Origin of the sequence: Vibrio xiamenensis, assembly GCF_900100015.1 — a bacterium.
Classification (GTDB): Bacteria; Pseudomonadota; Gammaproteobacteria; order Enterobacterales; family Vibrionaceae; genus Vibrio; species Vibrio xiamenensis.
Map to the genome: position 1 here is coordinate 33080 of NZ_FNDD01000020.1, position 17104 is coordinate 50183.

A 17104-nucleotide genomic window follows, 5' to 3' on the forward strand; every position below is an offset into this window, starting at 1 on the left:
GAGCATTCTGTGCGGACACAATATTTAACGGCCATTCATGTGGCTGAGAGAGGGGAAATTCATGTCAGAACAATGGGCTTTAGTGGGTGATATCGGCGGTACCAACGCGCGTTTGGCGCTGTGTGATTTGCAATCGGGAGAGGTGAGCCATGCGCAAACTTACTCTGGCGCCGAATATGACTCCTTGCAGGCGGTGATTCTAGATTATTGCGCTCAGCAGCCTCAAACGCTTAAGCACGCTTGCATTGCGATTGCTTGCCCAATTACCGGAGACTGGGTGTCGATGACCAACCACAGTTGGGAATTTTCCATCGCTGAACTTAAAGCCAACTGCGGATTTGACACTCTCGAGGTGATTAACGATTTCACCGCGGTGTCGCTCGCGATACCCGTATTGCCAGACCACGCTTGTGTGCAAATTGGCGGCGGTGAAAAGCAAGCGCACAAACCCGTGGCGGTATACGGCGCTGGCACCGGGCTTGGCGTGGCGCAATTGATCCATGGCGCGGGTATGTGGCATAGCATTCCCGGCGAAGGTGGTCACGTTGATTTGCCAACTTGTAACGCGCAAGAAGATGCACTGGCGGTGTATTTACGTACCCAATTTGGCCGAGTCTCGGCAGAGCGCTGTTTATCTGGGCAAGGTCTGGTCAATATTTATCAGTTTATTGTTGCCAACCAAGGGCGCGAACCCGAGCCGTTAGAGCCAAAACAGATCACCGAGCAAGCCTTAGATAACAGCAACCCAGATTGCGTCGCGGCACTTGATTTGTTTTGTACCTTGATGGGGCGATTTGGCGGTAACTTAGCGCTCACTACCGGCGCGTTTGGTGGCGTTTACATCGCTGGCGGCATTGTGCCGCGATTCCAAGATTGGTTTGCCAATTCCGGTTTTCGCGCCGCGTTCGAGGAAAAGGGCCGCTTCAATACCTATTTGCAGCAGATTCCGGTCTACCTGATCACTCATAATGAGCCTGGGCTGCTGGGGGCAGGGACCTACATTCGCCAGAGCTTAAACTTTATTGTTGAATAAGGTTTATTTATTGAACATGGTTAATTGTTGAGTAACGTATATCAACAAATTCAAGCATCTTGATGTAAAAACACCGCCTTAAATTGGCGGTGTTTTTGATCGAGACACAAAGCGCTACTCACAGGCGGCGTGCACCTTCTCTTCGGCTTGGAAAACCATTTTTTCTTGCTGTTGAAGCTGATACATAGCGCGATAACGCCCTTGTTCAATGGTCATCAACTGGCTATGGTTGCCTTGCTCAATCAGGTGGCCTTTATCGAGCACCAAAATTCGGTCGGCATGGTGAATGGTCGATAAACGGTGCGCAACCACAATCATAGTCACGTTGCCTTGCAGTTCGTTTAGCGCGCGCTGCACCACCTGTTCGGTTTCACTGTCGATGTTGGCTGTCGCTTCATCAAGCATCAGAATCTTAGGTGATCCTGCCAGTGCTCTGGCGATGATCAATTGTTGGCGTTGTCCAGTGGATAAACGCAGCCCGCCTTCTCCAAGCTCGGTTTGATAACCGGCGCTCATTGCCGCAATCACGTCATGAAGGTGCGCTTGTTTGGCGGCGTGCTCAACGGCATCTTGAGTTAAACCTCGTCCCATATCGATGTTGTCAAACACGCTGGTTGCCAGCACAAACGGTTCCTGAGGAATAAAACCAATGCCGCTACGAATCGCGCTTTGGGTGTAATCGTTAATCGGCTCGTCATCAATGCGAATCGTCCCTGCTTGCGGCTGATAAAAATTGAGTAGCAAGTTAAGCAGAGTTGACTTGCCGCTGCCAGTATGGCCAACAATGGCGTAAAAATGCCCAGCCGGAATTTCAACATTGATATTGTGCAGAACCGGTTTCTCGACTTGATAGCCAAATTGCAGTTGGTCGATGGACAATTTGCCATGTGAAATTGCGTTTAAGCGCTCAGAACCGGTGTGGGAAGCAGGTTCTTGAAGCAGTTCATAGACGCGATCGCCAGCCACGATGGCTTGTTGATACAAACTAAAGCGCTGGGTGATTTCGACTAAAGGCTCGGTAAAACGGCCCAAGTAATTTAAGTAAGCGTACAGTACGCCTACCTCAGCAAAACCTTGTACCACTTTCAGGCCAAAGAACCATACCACGCCGCCGAGAATCAAAATGCTCAGTAAGTTAATTGCAGGGCGCAGCAGCAGTGAACCGACCGTCACTGATTTGAGCCGTGTGGTGTAATAGTTGTGGTTAATATCTTGGTACTGGTGATATTTCGCATCTTGTTGATTGGTGGATTGAATCACCGCCATGCCGCTTATCGATTCGTTCATCGTGGCGTTGATATCCGAGCGTAATTGGCGGCTTTCGGTGACCGCTTTAACGCTGAATTTTTGATACAGATAAATCAGTCCGGCGACGGCTGGGATCAGCGCGAGTGCAACCAGCATCAGTTGCAGATCGAGGATCGCCATCGCGGTTAAAATTCCGATAAGCAGAATCAGGTTTGCCAAAATGTTCGACAAAAACTGTACGTAGATGTCTTTGATTGATTCGGTATCGTTGGTCAGACGGCTGACCAACTGACCGGTGCGCGCATAATCAAAAAACGCTACGGGCAAAGTCAGTACATGCTTAAACAACCGCTTGCGAATATCGAGCACCGCATTGAGGGCAATATCCAAAAACTTCAGTGTTTGCTTATATTTCAAATAAGTACCGGCCAGCACCGAGACGATAAACAGCGTCACGACACCGGCCACCGGCCAAACGGGGTAGTGATTTGGCATCACAAAGTCATCGATAAATACTTTGCTGAGCATTGGACCGAGCACTTCAAAGCCGGTGGCCAACATGACCAAAAGTAGCGTTCTAATAAATAGCGCTTTATCGGCAAAAACATAACCCATCAATAACTTAAGTGAGCCTGATGCGTCTTTTTTGTTGGCTACCTTACTCATGCCAGTTGCTCCTCCATCGCTTGCTCCATTTGTTGATAGGCGGCCATCCGTGAATACCAGCCATCTTGGCGAATCAATTGCTGATGTTGACCGTGTTCAATCACCTCTCCGTGGGCCAGCACCATGATTTGATCCGCCGTTTCAATCGCCGAAAGGCGATGACTGACGATAATCAACGTTTGTCCTTGACGCTGGCGAAGGTGGTCGATAATGACTTTTTCGGTATTAATATCGACGGCTGATAACGCATCATCGAGCACTAAAATCGGCGCTTGGCTTATCAGCGCACGCGCAATCGAGATGCGTTGCCGTTGTCCGCCTGAAAGTGTCACACCACGCTCGCCAACCAGAGTTTGGTAGCCTTCGGGGAATTGCAAAATATCATCATGGACGGCGGCCAATTTCGCGGCTTGGTAGACCTCTTCATCACTTGCCTCAGCCCGACCAATACGAATGTTTTCCAAAATGTTCATGCTAAATAGAAAAGCATCTTGCGGCACATAGGCATAAAGGGAGCGCAGCGGTTTAAGGGCGATATTTTCGATCGCATGACCGCCAACTTGGATTGCGCCAGCTTCAGATTGCCAGTAACGCATCAAGAGTTGCAGTAGCGTCGATTTACCCGCACCGGTTGCCCCGGCAATGCCCAGCACCTGATTGGCATTAAGCGTAAACGAGACTTGCTGGAGCGTCGCTTGCTCGGTGTCCGGATAGTGAAAGGTTAAATTGTTCACCTGAATATTGTAGCCATCTGGCGTTTGCTTGCCGCTGTCTTGAATGGAGTCGGGGAGTGTGAGCAGTTCATCCAAGCGGCTTATCGCTGCGTTACCACGCTGAAGAATATTCATCAGCCAGCCAAACGCGTACATCGGCCAAATAAGCTCAGATAAATACAGGGTGAAACTGGTTAACTGGCCAACGGTAAGATGACCTTGATTGATTTGCCAGCCGCCGACTAACAAGGCGATCAACAGTGCAGCGCCAAGGCTGAGTTGAATAATCGGGTCAAACAGCGCTTCCGAGCGTTGAACGCGGTAGGTGGTTTGCGCCGCTTGTTCAGCGATCTGTGCAAATTTCTGGCTTTCCAGCGACTCACGCCCCATGGATTTGATCATGCGAATGCCAGACACCGCTTGCTGCGCTTGTTCATTGAGCGTCGAAAAGCTATCAAGCGTGTGTTTAAACTGATGGTGAATGCGGTTGGACAAACGATAAAAACCGTACCCCATAAAAGGAAACGGTAAGATTGCCAGCATCGCCAAGTGCCAATCGATAAACACAAACATCATGATCAGCACCAAAATGAAGGTGATTAAGCCGTCAAAGCCCGACAAAATGCCTTCGCCAGCGGCCATTTCGACTGCATCAATATCATTGGTGGCACGCGCCATTAAATCGCCAGTGGAGTGGGCGTTATAAAAGGATTGTCCTTGACGTAATAAGCGCTGGTAAAACTGTTCGCGTAGGATGTTGCCGAGCTTATAAGAAGTACCAAACAGCACTCGTCGCCAGCCATAACGCAACAAATACACCAGAATACTCACGCCCAGCAGTGCAAACAGATAAAACTCGGCTTGTTCAAACTCGCGAGTTTGCAGCAAGTTATCGATGGCGCGACCAATAAACCATGGCACGGTCATGTTCAGCATCGACACGCTGAACAGCATTAATAATGCGATGCTGTATGTGAGTTTATGTTGGCGAAAAAACCATTTTAATTGGAAAAATAACTGCATTTACCACGGCCTGAAATAGAAGTGTGAAACGTGTTAGCGTACGGCTTTGATTGACAAGATACGCGAAAGTGAAGATATAAAGCCTTATTTTCTAAAGGCAAATACTTTTAGTAAGGATTTGCTCGGTGGTGATTGTAGCACTGTTAATCAATCAAGGTGCAGCGTTAATTGGTTGGATTTTCTTCCTAATTGAGTTGGGAATAGATCATTGTCAGGGTGAAAGCTATCGGTGAGCTTATTGAAGTCACTAACGCAAAGTATTGATATTAAACTGAGTTACTATATTGGTGCTTGCTGCATTTTAGAAAAGCCTGTCGGTCTTATAATATGGTTTCGTTGCTGGCTTTGTATTATAAACTGCTGGCGAAATAATATTTCTTATGAGTAATGTTTATTTTTTTTGCCACTTAAATTACGATTTATCTTATTTCAATGATTGAAAACGGTTTTTCGTTTTATATTCAGCGAACGATTTTAGAGCAGCAGCGATGTTCCGGTTTTATTTGTTCGGTTTCATCGTGTAACTGATGCAATGTTTGGCTATCTGGTTTATAAAAACGTTTGCGATATACAAAATTGCTCTCTTAGATAAAAAGCGTCGATAAAAACGCTGCGTGTAACTAAAAACGAGTTTGAACAAAAAAAAGCGGCATACGCCGCTTTTGAAAGGAAAAAGCTGTATTTTTTCGTCTGTTAGCACTGCTTTAATATAACGGCGTGAAAGCGGTTGCCAAGTATACCGCCAAGTAGCAGGAAGATGAGGAAAACCCAGCCGGATAATGAAAAGTTGGCGATTGGGGTAAATAATGCACCGACATTACATCCATTCGCAAATCGAGTACCGAATCCCATTAACAAGCCGCCAAACGCAAATAAGCTGTAGTGACGCAGGCTATAACGAGCTGTAAGCGACAGTGAAAATTTGCCCAGCAGCAGCACTGCAATCAAGGTACCAATCAGAATCGCGAGGTTTTGGACACTCACGCCGTGAGAGAAAAACGCCATTTCAAATAGCCCTTGAGGGCGATGTGTGAAGGCTGCAATATCACTGGCATTGACACCTCCAGCTATCAATAGCTTACCAAACCAGATGCCAAATGGCGTAGAGGCGCCCCAGCCAGAACCGGTGGCAACCATCATGATGCCAAAAATCAGCGCAATCACCAGTGCTGTGGTTCGCATTCGCCATACATTCCCAAACCAGCGTTGGTAGGTCTCGACACTGAGCAGTTTCGCAGGCGTTTGAACATTTGAAGCCGTTAGGTTTTTCTCGCGTAAAATCTCGCCATCGACACCAAGAAAGGTGCCTGCTTGCTCGCGGCGTGCCTGATAGGCTTTGGCCGCCAAGCTTATGATGGTTGCGAATACTATGGTGACCAGTACCGACATAAAGTAGCCATTAAGCGGGTCAAAGGAGAACAGGTCAGGTAAGAATACGCCTTTGCCTTGGTAGCTCGCGGTTGAAACTAGGGTATCGGTTATCCAGCTTTGTGTTGCTTGTAGAGGAAAGCCCAAAAACACGCCCGCACCAAAGAAAATCAGTGTGACTAGGGCTCTTGGAATGTCGCTAACCATTTCGACCATCACACCCGTGGCGCAACAGCTCGATAGGCTCATGCCAAAACCAAACATGACTCCGCCCACAATGAGGCCTAAATTGATAGGGTTAACCCATAAGCCAAAGCGCTCTGGCGGCGCGTTAAATAAAATGCCGGCGTTAATGATTGCGGTGACAACAAACATGAACATCAATACTTGCAACAGTTGCGTCGAGCCACGGCGATAGGCGCGGTTAACGCTACCTGCAAAACCAATCGAACCTTTGGTCAAGGCAAAACCAAGACTTAGCCCCAGCAATAAGCGCAAGAAAAGCGCTTCGTTATCAAGATATACCGCACCAAGCAGCACAGTGATGAGGGTGATGAGCACGCCCCACCAAGCCTGAGTTTTATTCATATTAAACCTACTTACCACTTATCTTTCGACAGGATAGAAACATAAAAGATAGAAACTCTGCGAATTTGTTCGCAGACAAACAACAAAGGGGACTAAGGCTAACAGAGACGACGAGCATTTTTATAAATTGGATTAGAATTTTTTGTTCTAACTTAAACTCGCACAGTAAAGATTCGGTTCAATTTGCCGATAAATAGAATTGCGCTAAATAAACGGGGCGATATTTTCTTAACGAATAAGAGTGTGAATGATATTAATTCTCAATTTTGGTGGTAATTAATTTTCTTGAACAATGACAACTACTTGATTAATAGCTGTGATAACTATTGAAAAGAAAGAGTGTGCGACTGGTCAAATCACTTAAATAAACTGACCTTTCAAGGAAAGGTTCGGTTACAATCAATAAATTATCGTTCATAAGACTTAATTCACATTGTGCAATGAATATTTTTAGTATGAATCATATATTGCCAATGTTAACTCTTAACTATTAATTGTTGGCTAATAAAATAGGGTATGGTATTCAACAGCATGATGAGTCTTTAGAAGGTTGGCGCGATGAGAGTATGGCTTCGACGTATATTGGTAGTGACGTCATTTTTTATTCTGCTGTTGACGTGCGTCAATTTGGTCACTTTTGTTGATCAGAAGGACGACCAAAACGCGTTTGCTCAAGATTTGCTCACCCATGCGGAGTTGGTGACGGTTCAGCTCACCGATGCGCTGCAGGCGATAAGTGAGCAGGGGATCAGTAAATGTAACCAAGCCAGCATCGATGAACTGCGTACACAAACCAATAGCTTTGAAAATGTCTATGATCTTGGTTTGGTGGTGGATGGCGAAGTGACTTGCACCGCAAATTGGGGCGTGTTACTTAACCCGGTAATACTGCCCAAAGCACAATACATTAGCCCGACTGGATTTGAAATCTATTCGCATCTTGGTTCAATCTTACCGCTTAAAGACCGTTTTGATGTCACTAAGCTTGAGAATGTTATTGCGCTGACAGTTCAAAACCCATTTAAGCAATTTAGTGACCGAAACCCAAAATTCTCCTTTGATATTCGCACTAAAGCGCAAAATCATGTTTTTATGCATTATCGCCCTCAAAGCCCGCAGCCGATGTTTCGCCTACCTTGGTCATCAAAGACGACGTTGTGCAGTGACAAATTTACCTATTGCGTAAACATCTATAATAAACGAGTTGGTTTAGCCTTTTATGAAACCAGCACGATTTTACATATTCTCGGTCTGTGCTTTTTGGCCAGTTTGCTGCTGAAATATTCGTTGCGTTCGTTTTTAGACAAACGTCAATCGATGGAGTTTCGTTTTCGCCGCGCTATTTCCCAGCGCAAATTGTACATGGAATATCAGCCGATTCTCGAAGCGTCGACCGGTAAATTGGTCGGAGTCGAAAGTTTGATTCGTTGGCGCGATGATCGCTATGGATTTGTCTCCCCGGAACTGTTTTTGAATATTGCCGAAGAACTTAAGTTGTACCCTAAAGTGGCACATTTCACCATTGAAACCTCGATTAGTGAGATGGCGTCGCTGCTTAGCAAAAATCCTCATTTTAGCTTGGCGCTCAATGTGAACACTTACGAGATCAACGATGAATATTTCCTTCAGGAACTCTACGCGTTAGCTTGCGAATATCAGGTGCGACCAGCGCAGATCAAAATTGAGATTACAGAGCGAATTGCGGTGCCGCTAGACGAGTTGTCCCAGTTTTCTCAGCGCGCGAAAGCGTTCGGTTTTCATATCGCGTTGGATGACTTTGGCACTGGGGTGTCAAACTTAGTGTGGCTGACGGAAATTGATTTTGATGTGATTAAAATTGATCGCGTGTTTACTCAGGCGCTCAGCAATGACTTTAAGAAAAATATGGTGTTTGCGATTTTGGACCTGCTCTCAGGTTTGGAAAAACAGATCATCTTTGAAGGCGTAGAGACCGAGCAAGAATTGAATATGATCATTCAATCCTGCCCATATGCCCATGTACAAGGTTGGTACTTTTACAAATCGCTTACTAAGCGCGACCTTTATCTGATGTGCTCGACGAATGTTAACGAGCAGAGTGACTGCGGATTATCGATGTCATAAGTGACGCCGCCATCATCGACATTGACAAACTGCAGCGCCTGGCGATGTCTTGCCACAACCGCTTTAGCGCCGTTATCACCACTAAGTCCTGCCAGTTCCGTCCAGTATTGAGCGCCAAATAGAACCGGATGCCCAGCTTGACCTTGAAAACGCGGGCGGACAATATTGTCGTGTTTCGCTTTAGCGGTTAAAGCGTGAAAGCTCGGCGCTTGGATAAACGGCATATCGCCAAGAATAACCGCGGCGCAATGGAATTCAGATTTGAATGAAGACGTATTGAGATGTCGAAACGCAGCCGCGATAGAAGAGCCTATTCCTAAAGGATACTCTTGTTGGTCAACACGGCTTGGCACAGCAATGGTTTGGCAACCGCTCGGCAGGCCTAAGTCACTTGGCATTTCATTTTCCTTTAACACCACCCACACATGGCGAAACGCGGCGCTGCATTGACGATACACATAAGCGAGCATAGTGTCGCCGCTCTCCAATTTGGCTAGACGCTTATCTGCTGCGCCAAAGCGTTTAGAGTCGCCCGCCGCAATAATCAGCGCGGCGACCTTGCCATTTGGAATCGATACAGCGTTATTGGTTGTTAGCGTCATCAGATTCGCTTCTCGCTCGAAGTGGTTTTGATTACAGTTCGATGCGCTTAATGCCGCGCTGAACGCGTAATATGTCGGCCACGATGGCGAGGGCAATTTCAGCCGGTGTTTTACTGCCAAGATTTAAGCCAATCGGCATTTGAATTCGCGCCACTTGCTCAGCGCTCAGCCCGCCAATCTCGACCAGCCGAGTCGCGCGCTTTTTCGATGTCAGTTTTGAGCCCATCACACCAAGATAAAACGCCGGAGTATCAATCGCTTCAAGCATCGCAAAGTCGTCCACTCGCGGGTCATGGGTCATGGCTACGACGGCAGTGTTCGCGTGGACATTGCCGGCTTGCTGCAAATACTTACCGGGAAACATCGCTTCAAGGCGAACGTTTTGCGCTGCATTAAGCACTAGGGATTCAAGGGCGTGTTCATCCGCATCACAAATGATCACTTCATAGCCAAGAGTGCTGGCAAAATCGGCGCAAAATGGTGTGATGGACGATACTCCCGCAATGATTAGCCGCGCCGCTGGGCCGATTCGTACTTGAATCGTGGTGGCGGCCAGTTGCACTTTGGGCCCGAGCCCGCTGTCGTGGGCGAAATGATGAGCGCCGCGCTGTAAGTCAATAACACGCAGCGCCGGTTCATGCCCGACAAGAATTTTATGCAGTGTATCGATATGGGCAAGGCTGTGCGTAGACGGTTCAAGTTTCTCAACCAACACTTCAAGTTGTCCGCCGCACGGCAATTCCACCTTGGGATGCTCACTGCCAGCGCCATAACGTATGATTTCACAGGGTTTTTGATAGTGATGATCGACCAATCTGGCAAGGAAGTGTTCCTCAATGCAGCCGCCGGAGAGGGAGCCGATATGAGTGCCATCAGCGAGTGCTGCCATCATGGCGCCCGGCTCACGAGGCGAGGAGCCAAATGTCGATAATACCGTACATAGCCAGACGGTTTGTCCGTGGGTTAACCACGCCAAGGTTTTCTCAACCACTTGTAAATCTAAATGTTGCAAAGCTGTTCTCCTTAACGGCTCAGAAGGGGAGATAACGACCAGTTTGGTCGTCGTACAAGCATGTTTTAACTCTGAAGTAAGCCGCAAATAACACCAATGGTTAACTTCCTTGTAACGCATTTTGTTACCGCACGCGTTTGCATAAATCCTAGCAGCTTTGGTTATTTTCGTGAACGAAACTCGGTTGTGGATGGATTTGAATGTAAGCGGTTTACTCGACGAGCATAAGCATTTATTGACGGTTTGTTAATCGAAAGTTTCACCATTTTTATGCTCGCTGATGGTTAGAAGGGCGGATCGCTATGGTGCAAAAGTAGCCGTATTTGGTACTTTCCGAATGTTAACTTAATGAATTTAAATGTTAATTTTCTTTGGCATTTTTTTTGCTGTTTCATTAAGTAAGTATTTAATGAAATTAATTTATTAAGGTCGCGTAATGAGTGACGAGGTGGTTTTTTCCCTGAACGGTAAAGCAGTGATGGCGAGCGTCGCGCCAAGTACGCCACTGCTGTATGTACTGCGCAATGATTTTGAACTCAATGGCCCAAAATATGGGTGCGGTCTTGGTGAGTGCGGCGCGTGTTCTGTCCTGATTGATTCCAAAATCGCGCGCAGTTGCGTAATACCGGTAAGCGCGGTAAATGGTAGAAAGGTCGAGACGTTAGAAGGATTGGGCAGTAAAGCGCAGCCCAGTATCGTGCAACAGGCATTTATCGATGAGCAAGCCGCCCAGTGTGGTTATTGTATGAACGGTATGATAGTGACCGCCACCGCATTTCTTAATCGTTGTTCCGAAGTACCGAGTGAAACGCAGATTAAAGCCGCGTTGCGCGCCAATTTATGCCGCTGCGGCACCCATGTTGAAATCGTCAAAGCGGTGCAAAGTGCGGCAAAGATTATGTTCGCGACAGAGCGCGATGATGTATCGGCATGCTCGGCTGAATCGCAATTAGAGAGCGAGCTGTTATCGCACTGCTTATCGAAGCAAAGCGATTGTCTAACGCAACCACATAAACCTCAATCAAGTCTGTCACAAGCAAATCCGTCACAGCTAAGTCCGTCACAACAAGGAATGTTGTTTTCACCCATTGCTGCGCAACAAGAGCTCAACAAGGAGTAAGTTACGATGTCACAAGATAGCGCAGTTTTGCTGCCAAGCCGCGAGCAAATGCTAGCCAAACCACAAGGTCTGTTTGTGGTCAAAGAGAGCAATCCGCCTTTAAGCCCGGCGCAAAAAGCCGGCGACATAAAAGTAGATACCGAACTTGAAATTTATATTGCCATCGAAGCCGATGGCAAAGTGACGGCGTTTAACGGTCATGTCGATTTAGGCACCGGTGTGCGCACCGCACTGGCGCAAATTGTCGCTGAAGAGCTTGATCTTCGCGTTGACCAAGTCACCATGGTGCTTGGCGATACTGAGCGAGTACCTAACCAAGGCGCAACGATCGCCAGCTCAACGCTACAAATCAGCGCAGTGCCCCTTCGCCAAGCGGCGGCGACTGCGCGTGCTCACTTGTTAACGCGCGCAGCTCTGTTACTTAAAGTTTCACCCGACAAACTCACTTGTCGCCACGGCGCAGTGACAGTGAAAACGCTTGATGACGAAGCAGGCAGCGAGTCGCAAGTGGCGCTCAGCTTTGCCGATCTGGTGGTGGGTGACAAAGTGACACTTACCATAGACGAGCACGCGCCGCTCAAACCGGTTAATGACTATCAAATTGTCGGCAAATCCGCCAGTCGCAGCGATATTCCGGCTAAAGCCACTGGCGAGTTAACTTATGTCCACGATGTGCGTGTCGCCAATATGCTCCATGGTCGGGTGATTCGTCCGCCATACGCAGGGCGAGATAGCGGCGAATTTATTGCTCAGAGTTTGATTGAGGTTGAGCGCGAATCCATTAGCCACATTCCAGGCATTGTTGCCATTGAAGTGATTGGTGATTTCGTTGGTGTGGTAGCCGAGCGAGAAGAGCAAGCCATTCAAGCGATGAAAGAGCTCAAAGTTCACTGGAAGCCGCATCCCGATATGCCGGATCTCACCGATTTGGAATTTGCGGTTAAAGCTAATCCTTATACTCAACGTGAACTGCTGAATGAAGGCGATATTGAAACGGCGTTGGAGAACGCCGATAAACGCTTAACGCGCACTTACGTATGGCCGTATCAGATGCATGGTTCGATTGGCCCGTCATGTGCAGTCGCTGACGTATGCGCTAACAAAGTCACGGTGTGGTCGGGGACGCAAAATCCGCATATTTTACGCGCCGATTTGGCGTTTTTGCTCAACATTGATGAGCGGATGATTGAAATCATTCGCTATGAAGCGTCGGGTTGTTATGGTCGCAATTGCGCCGATGATGTGTGCGGCGATGCGGTGCTGCTCTCGCGCGCGGTTGGACGTCCGGTGCGAGTGCAACTGACGCGCGATCAAGAACATTTATGGGAACCCAAAGGCTCTGGACAGTTAATGGAAGTCGACGGCGGCATTGATAATACTGGCCGCCCTGTGGGGTATGATTTTGTCTCGTCGTATCCGTCCAATGGCGCGCCAATGTTAACGCTGCTTCTCACCGGGATTGTCGAACCTGAGGCGGCCGCGCTGGAAATGGGCGACCGCACCATTATTCCGCCGTACCATTTTGACAACATTCGTGTGCGAGTTAACGATATGGCGCCGATGGTGAGAGCGGCTTGGCTGCGCGGCGTTTCGGCGCTGCCTAACACCTTTGCCCACGAATCGTATATTGATGAACTGGCCGAGGCCGCAGGCGTTGAACCGGCGGAATACCGCTTGCGCTATCTTAAAGACGAGCGCGCTGCCGAGCTTTTGCAATCGGTGCTAGAACGTGCCGATTGGCAGCCGAAACGTGGTCATTGGCAGCCCAAACAGAAAGTCGGCTCAATTGTAAAAGGTCGCGGTCTGGCTTACGCGCGTTATATTCACAGTAAATTTCCAGGGTTTGGCGCGGCTTGGGCTGCGTGGGTTGCCGATGTGGAAGTCGACACCGATTCTGGTGAAGTGAATGTGACGCGAGTGGTGGTGGGCCACGATGCTGGGCTCATGATTAACCCCGATGGCGTGCGTCATCAAATTCAAGGTAATGTGTTGCAGTCGACCAGTCGCGCGCTGAAAGAAGAGGTGTCGTTTACCCAAAATGCGGTGCTGGATAAAGAGTGGGGTGCCTACCCAATTTTGACCTTCCCTGAAATGCCGGATCTTGAAATCGTGATGGCGGATAAACCGGAAGAACCGCCACAAGGCGCTGGTGAGTCGGCATCCATTCCTAGTGCGGCGGCGATTGCCAACGCGATCTTTGATGCCACTGGCGTTCGAATGCGCCAGCCGCCATTTACCGCCGATAAAATGAAAGCGGCGCTGATTGAAAATGGTGTCAGTGGCGCAAATTCGCCGTCAAAGGCTAAAAAAAAAGCCCCGCGAGCTAAGTGGTTGGCGCTAGCGGCGGCAACGGTAAGTTCAGCGCTGGTCATGTCGCCGTGGCGCGCTGAAATTGCGCCAGTGAGCGCGCCGAGTTCAACGCTGTATTCGCAAAAAACGCTGGCGCGCGGCGCCGAGCTATTTGCGGCTGGCGACTGCGCGGTATGTCACACCGCAGAAGGCGGCATTGCCAATGCTGGCGGACGGGCGCTTGATACGCCGTTTGGCAAAATCTACTCAACGAATTTAACCCCCGATCCTGAAACCGGTATTGGAAATTGGTCGTTTAGCGCCTTTGAGCGTGCGATGCGCCAAGGTATTAGCCGTGACGGTAAGCATCTCTATCCGGTGTTTCCTTATACTGCGTATCAAAATATCACCAACGATGATATGCAAGCGCTGTACGCCTATATTATGTCGCAGCCTGCGGTGAAAAATGCAGTGCCAAGCAATGAGCTGAGTTTTCCGTTTAATTTGCGCCCGTTAATGGCGGGATGGAACACGCTGTTCAAATCAAGAACCCAATTCAAAGCCGATGCAACCCAAAGTGAGCAGTGGAATCGCGGCGCGTATTTAGTCAACGGCCTTGGTCACTGCGGTGCGTGTCATTCACCGCGTAATCTGATGGGCGCTGAAAAAGTGGGCGCGAGTTTTCTGGCTGGCGGCGAAGTTGATGGTTGGGAAGCGCCAGCGCTGACCGCATTAAGTAAAGCGCCGACAGCCTGGAATGAACAAACCTTATACGATTATCTGCGCTCGGGGTATTCCAGCGAACATGGCCCTGCGACTGGCCCAATGGGGCCTGTGGTTGAGCAGCTTGGTAAACTGCCCGATAGTGACATTCGCGCCATGGCGAATTACTTAATCAATATCGATGCTCGCCCACAAACTGCGCCTAAACCGGCCAATGACCAAGCGGCTTCGCCACTCAACACTCAAACCGCGCAAGAGAGCCGCGACTTGAAAGCCTATTATGCCGGACAACGAATTTTCAATGGCGCGTGTTCGGCATGTCATAGTGAGCGTGAACAGCAAGATTGGTTTGGCACACGTCCAGAAATGCAAACCAACACCAATATTCATAGCGATAAACCTGATAATCTGATCCGCACGATATTATATGGGGTGCAAAAACCGGTAGACGCTTCGTTAGGTTATATGCCGGGCTTTGATACCAGCTTAAGTGATAAACAAATTGCTGATTTGATGCGCTATATTCGCGCTGAATTTGCACCGGGCAAACCAGAGTGGCAAAATCTAGACGCGCGCATCGCTTATGCACGTGCAAACCCAGGAAGCCATTAAAGTTTAACGTCCATTTTCTCCTCTTCTATAGATGGAACATGTTTATAGAATGGGAAATCGAGACGTCAGTCATAGGGATGTAATGAACAGCCAATCTGATTCAACGGATAAGCCGGGCCGCAGCGCCGGGGGAAAACGAGCCATGCAGGCTCGTGAAACCAAAAATCGAATTCTCAAAGCCGCAGTCAAAGAGTTTGCTGAGGCTGGATTTTCTGGCGGTCGAATCGACAGAATTTCTACTGAGGCCAACTCGAACGATCGCATGATCTATTACTATTTTGGGAATAAAGATAAGCTGTTTTTGGCGGTACTTGAAGCCACTTACATTGAATTTTATGAGGCGGAAAAAGCGCTTAATTTGGATACCTCGAATCCGATTGCCGCGCTGAAACAGGTGATAAGTTTTACCTTTGACTATTACCTGCAGCATCCTGAATTTGTGGCGATATTAAATGATGAAAACTTGCATCGCGCTAAACGCTCCCAGCAATCGGAAAATATCAAAAATATCTCTGGCAACATTCAAGGTAATTTAGAGCCGATTCTGCAAGTGGGCAAACAGCAGGGGCTGTTTCGAGATAGCACGACGGCAAGCCATCTCTATTTAACCATTTCTGCGTTGACCTACTTTTACTGCTCAAATCAACACACCTTAACCGTGTTCGTCGGTGAAGACTTTCAAGCCCCAGAGTTTCAAACCCAATGGCTTGAGCACATTTGTGATGTGGTACTGCGCTCGGTGTTGATTGATCCCGCAGCGTACGGTCGTTAGTTTGCGTAACGCCATTTGTCGTCACACACCTCAATCTTTCTAAGTAGCATATCGAAATTTAACTCCCTCAAAGGCATCATCTTCGTCGATGCTTTTGAGGGCGGTTTTGCGTTTTCAATCAGCATGACTGTCAGAGTAGACCGCGCTTTGTCGCTGCCTATTGTGAGTTGTTTTGGTTAAATTTTAAGCGCGGTGTTTGCTTGGTTAGTTTTGATGTATGCGTTATAACTCAGTTTTGGGTTTTGGCGCTGTGGTGTGGTTGGTAATTGATGCGGGCAGCGCTAATATGGCTGGCGTTTTTACATTGCTACAGATGGCAGTTGTTACTATGGCGCATTAAAAGTGACTCACTTTTTCATTGTAAACACTTAACTTGATGTCGAAGCAGTGGTTTTTGGTGCGCGGTTAGCGGTTTCGCTTGGGGTGTTATGTAATTGTGACAAGCGGGTTTTATAGCTGCAATAGAGTCGATTTTATTTATGATTAATTGTAATGTACACATTAAATAATTGAGCGTAAATAAAGCAAAATGTGTTACATCTGTGTTCCATTTTGTAGCGTATGCACTGTTATGGTGATCTTTTTTTGAACATTTTGATAGGGAGTGAATGGGTGAACGGCGAGAATGCGTCGAGTTTGGATTCAAACTCACAAACAGATAGCAACGATTATATTTTTAGTGAGCAAGTTGGCCATCTGCTGCGTAAAGCCTACCAAAGGCACATGATGATTTTTCAGGAGCTGAGTTGTGAAGCCAATTTGACTTCACCACAGTTTGTTGCGCTGTGCACCATTCAAAGTATGGGAAGCTGTTCCATCACCGATATTGTGACCGCCACAGCCGTCGACCAAGCGACCATGCGTGGTGTTGTAGAGCGTTTAAAATCAAAAGGTTGGATAGACTTATCCGCTGATCCTAATGATAAGCGTAAGGTGATGATTTCGCTAAGTGAGAGCGGCGCGGCGCTGCTCGACAAGATGATTCCATGCGCCGTTGACATCACCGAAGCGACCATGGGCTCGCTCAATCCCGCTGAGCGAGTAGCGCTGATTTATCTGCTGAAGAAGATGAACGACTCGGGAAAATAACCACTATTTCACCTGTGTAAGGGAGGCTTAAGCCTCCCTTTTTTGATCTAACTGTTAAGAAAACTGCACTTTTTTATGATGCAGGTCATTTTTTGGTCTGATGATTGCAATAGTTCATGAAGTAATTACTACATGACTTTTAC

11 protein-coding genes are annotated in these 17104 nt (G+C 47.9%); 6 read left to right on the plus strand and 5 right to left on the minus strand.

Going from position 1 to position 17104, the window contains the following annotated elements:
- The first annotated feature begins 61 nt into the window (after window positions 1–61).
- Window positions 62–1033, plus strand: a complete 972-nt coding sequence (gene glk, locus BLS03_RS15725) for a glucokinase (RefSeq protein ID WP_093275995.1) — start codon at window positions 62–64, stop codon at window positions 1031–1033.
- Between the two features lie 114 nt (window positions 1034–1147).
- Here the strand turns inward: glk and BLS03_RS15730 are convergent, their stop codons facing one another.
- From BLS03_RS15730 to BLS03_RS15740, 3 genes are all read right to left on the minus strand, one after another.
- A complete protein-coding gene (locus BLS03_RS15730) occupies window positions 1148–2947 on the minus strand; it encodes an ABC transporter ATP-binding protein (protein WP_093276001.1) in 1800 nt (599 codons plus the stop codon).
- Complete coding sequence (locus tag BLS03_RS15735; RefSeq protein WP_093276006.1) at window positions 2944–4683, minus strand: ABC transporter ATP-binding protein; 1740 nt, start codon at window positions 4681–4683, stop codon at window positions 2944–2946. The genes BLS03_RS15730 and BLS03_RS15735 overlap by 4 nt, the downstream gene beginning before the upstream one ends.
- A 693-nt stretch (window positions 4684–5376) precedes the next feature.
- Window positions 5377–6639, minus strand: a complete 1263-nt coding sequence (locus tag BLS03_RS15740) for a YeeE/YedE family protein (RefSeq protein ID WP_093276009.1) — start codon at window positions 6637–6639, stop codon at window positions 5377–5379.
- 558 nt (window positions 6640–7197) lie between these two features.
- Between BLS03_RS15740 and BLS03_RS15745 the strand changes: the two genes are divergently transcribed.
- On the plus strand, window positions 7198–8742 hold the full coding sequence (locus BLS03_RS15745; protein ID WP_093276014.1) for an EAL domain-containing protein: 1545 nt from the start codon (window positions 7198–7200) through the stop codon (window positions 8740–8742).
- Here the strand turns inward: BLS03_RS15745 and BLS03_RS15750 are convergent.
- Both BLS03_RS15750 and BLS03_RS15755 read right to left on the minus strand, forming a co-directional pair.
- On the minus strand, window positions 8682–9344 hold the full coding sequence (locus BLS03_RS15750) for a nucleotidyltransferase family protein (RefSeq protein ID WP_093276016.1): 663 nt from the start codon (window positions 9342–9344) through the stop codon (window positions 8682–8684). The two genes, BLS03_RS15745 and BLS03_RS15750, sit on opposite strands and share 61 nt — an antisense overlap.
- A gap of 31 nt (window positions 9345–9375) precedes the next feature.
- Entirely contained in the window at window positions 9376–10356 is a 981-nt protein-coding gene (locus BLS03_RS15755; protein WP_093276019.1) for an XdhC family protein, read from the minus strand.
- A gap of 436 nt (window positions 10357–10792) precedes the next feature.
- On the opposite strand from BLS03_RS15755, the gene BLS03_RS15760 reads away from it, so the two are divergent.
- The 4 genes from BLS03_RS15760 to BLS03_RS15775 all read left to right on the plus strand — a co-directional run bounded on the left by BLS03_RS15760 (window position 10793) and on the right by BLS03_RS15775 (window position 16961).
- The gene (locus tag BLS03_RS15760) at window positions 10793–11476 is read left to right on the plus strand and encodes a (2Fe-2S)-binding protein (protein ID WP_093276021.1); all 684 of its coding nucleotides are present in this window, start codon (window positions 10793–10795) and stop codon (window positions 11474–11476) included.
- A gap of 6 nt (window positions 11477–11482) precedes the next feature.
- Window positions 11483–15100, plus strand: a complete 3618-nt coding sequence (locus BLS03_RS15765; RefSeq protein WP_093276023.1) for a molybdopterin cofactor-binding domain-containing protein — start codon at window positions 11483–11485, stop codon at window positions 15098–15100.
- Window positions 15101–15182: 82 nt separating this feature from the next.
- Entirely contained in the window at window positions 15183–15872 is a 690-nt protein-coding gene (locus BLS03_RS15770) for a TetR/AcrR family transcriptional regulator (protein ID WP_093276026.1), read from the plus strand.
- Window positions 15873–16484: 612 nt separating this feature from the next.
- Complete coding sequence (locus tag BLS03_RS15775; protein WP_245696717.1) at window positions 16485–16961, plus strand: MarR family winged helix-turn-helix transcriptional regulator; 477 nt, start codon at window positions 16485–16487, stop codon at window positions 16959–16961.
- The last annotated feature ends 143 nt before the right edge of the window (window positions 16962–17104 follow it).

Bases quoted from the DNA above. Each gene is read 5' to 3' on its own strand.
- glk (WP_093275995.1), top strand. From the start codon at position 62: ATGTCAGAACAATGGGCTTTAGTGGGTGATATCGGCGGTACCAACGCG.
- BLS03_RS15730 (WP_093276001.1), bottom strand. From the start codon at position 2,947: ATGAGTAAGGTAGCCAACAAAAAAGACGCATCAGGCTCACTTAAGTTA.
- BLS03_RS15735 (WP_093276006.1), bottom strand. From the start codon at position 4,683: ATGCAGTTATTTTTCCAATTAAAATGGTTTTTTCGCCAACATAAACTC.
- BLS03_RS15740 (WP_093276009.1), bottom strand. From the start codon at position 6,639: ATGAATAAAACTCAGGCTTGGTGGGGCGTGCTCATCACCCTCATCACT.
- BLS03_RS15745 (WP_093276014.1), top strand. From the start codon at position 7,198: ATGAGAGTATGGCTTCGACGTATATTGGTAGTGACGTCATTTTTTATT.
- BLS03_RS15750 (WP_093276016.1), bottom strand. From the start codon at position 9,344: ATGACGCTAACAACCAATAACGCTGTATCGATTCCAAATGGCAAGGTC.
- BLS03_RS15760 (WP_093276021.1), top strand. From the start codon at position 10,793: ATGAGTGACGAGGTGGTTTTTTCCCTGAACGGTAAAGCAGTGATGGCG.
- BLS03_RS15765 (WP_093276023.1), top strand. From the start codon at position 11,483: ATGTCACAAGATAGCGCAGTTTTGCTGCCAAGCCGCGAGCAAATGCTA.
- BLS03_RS15770 (WP_093276026.1), top strand. From the start codon at position 15,183: ATGAACAGCCAATCTGATTCAACGGATAAGCCGGGCCGCAGCGCCGGG.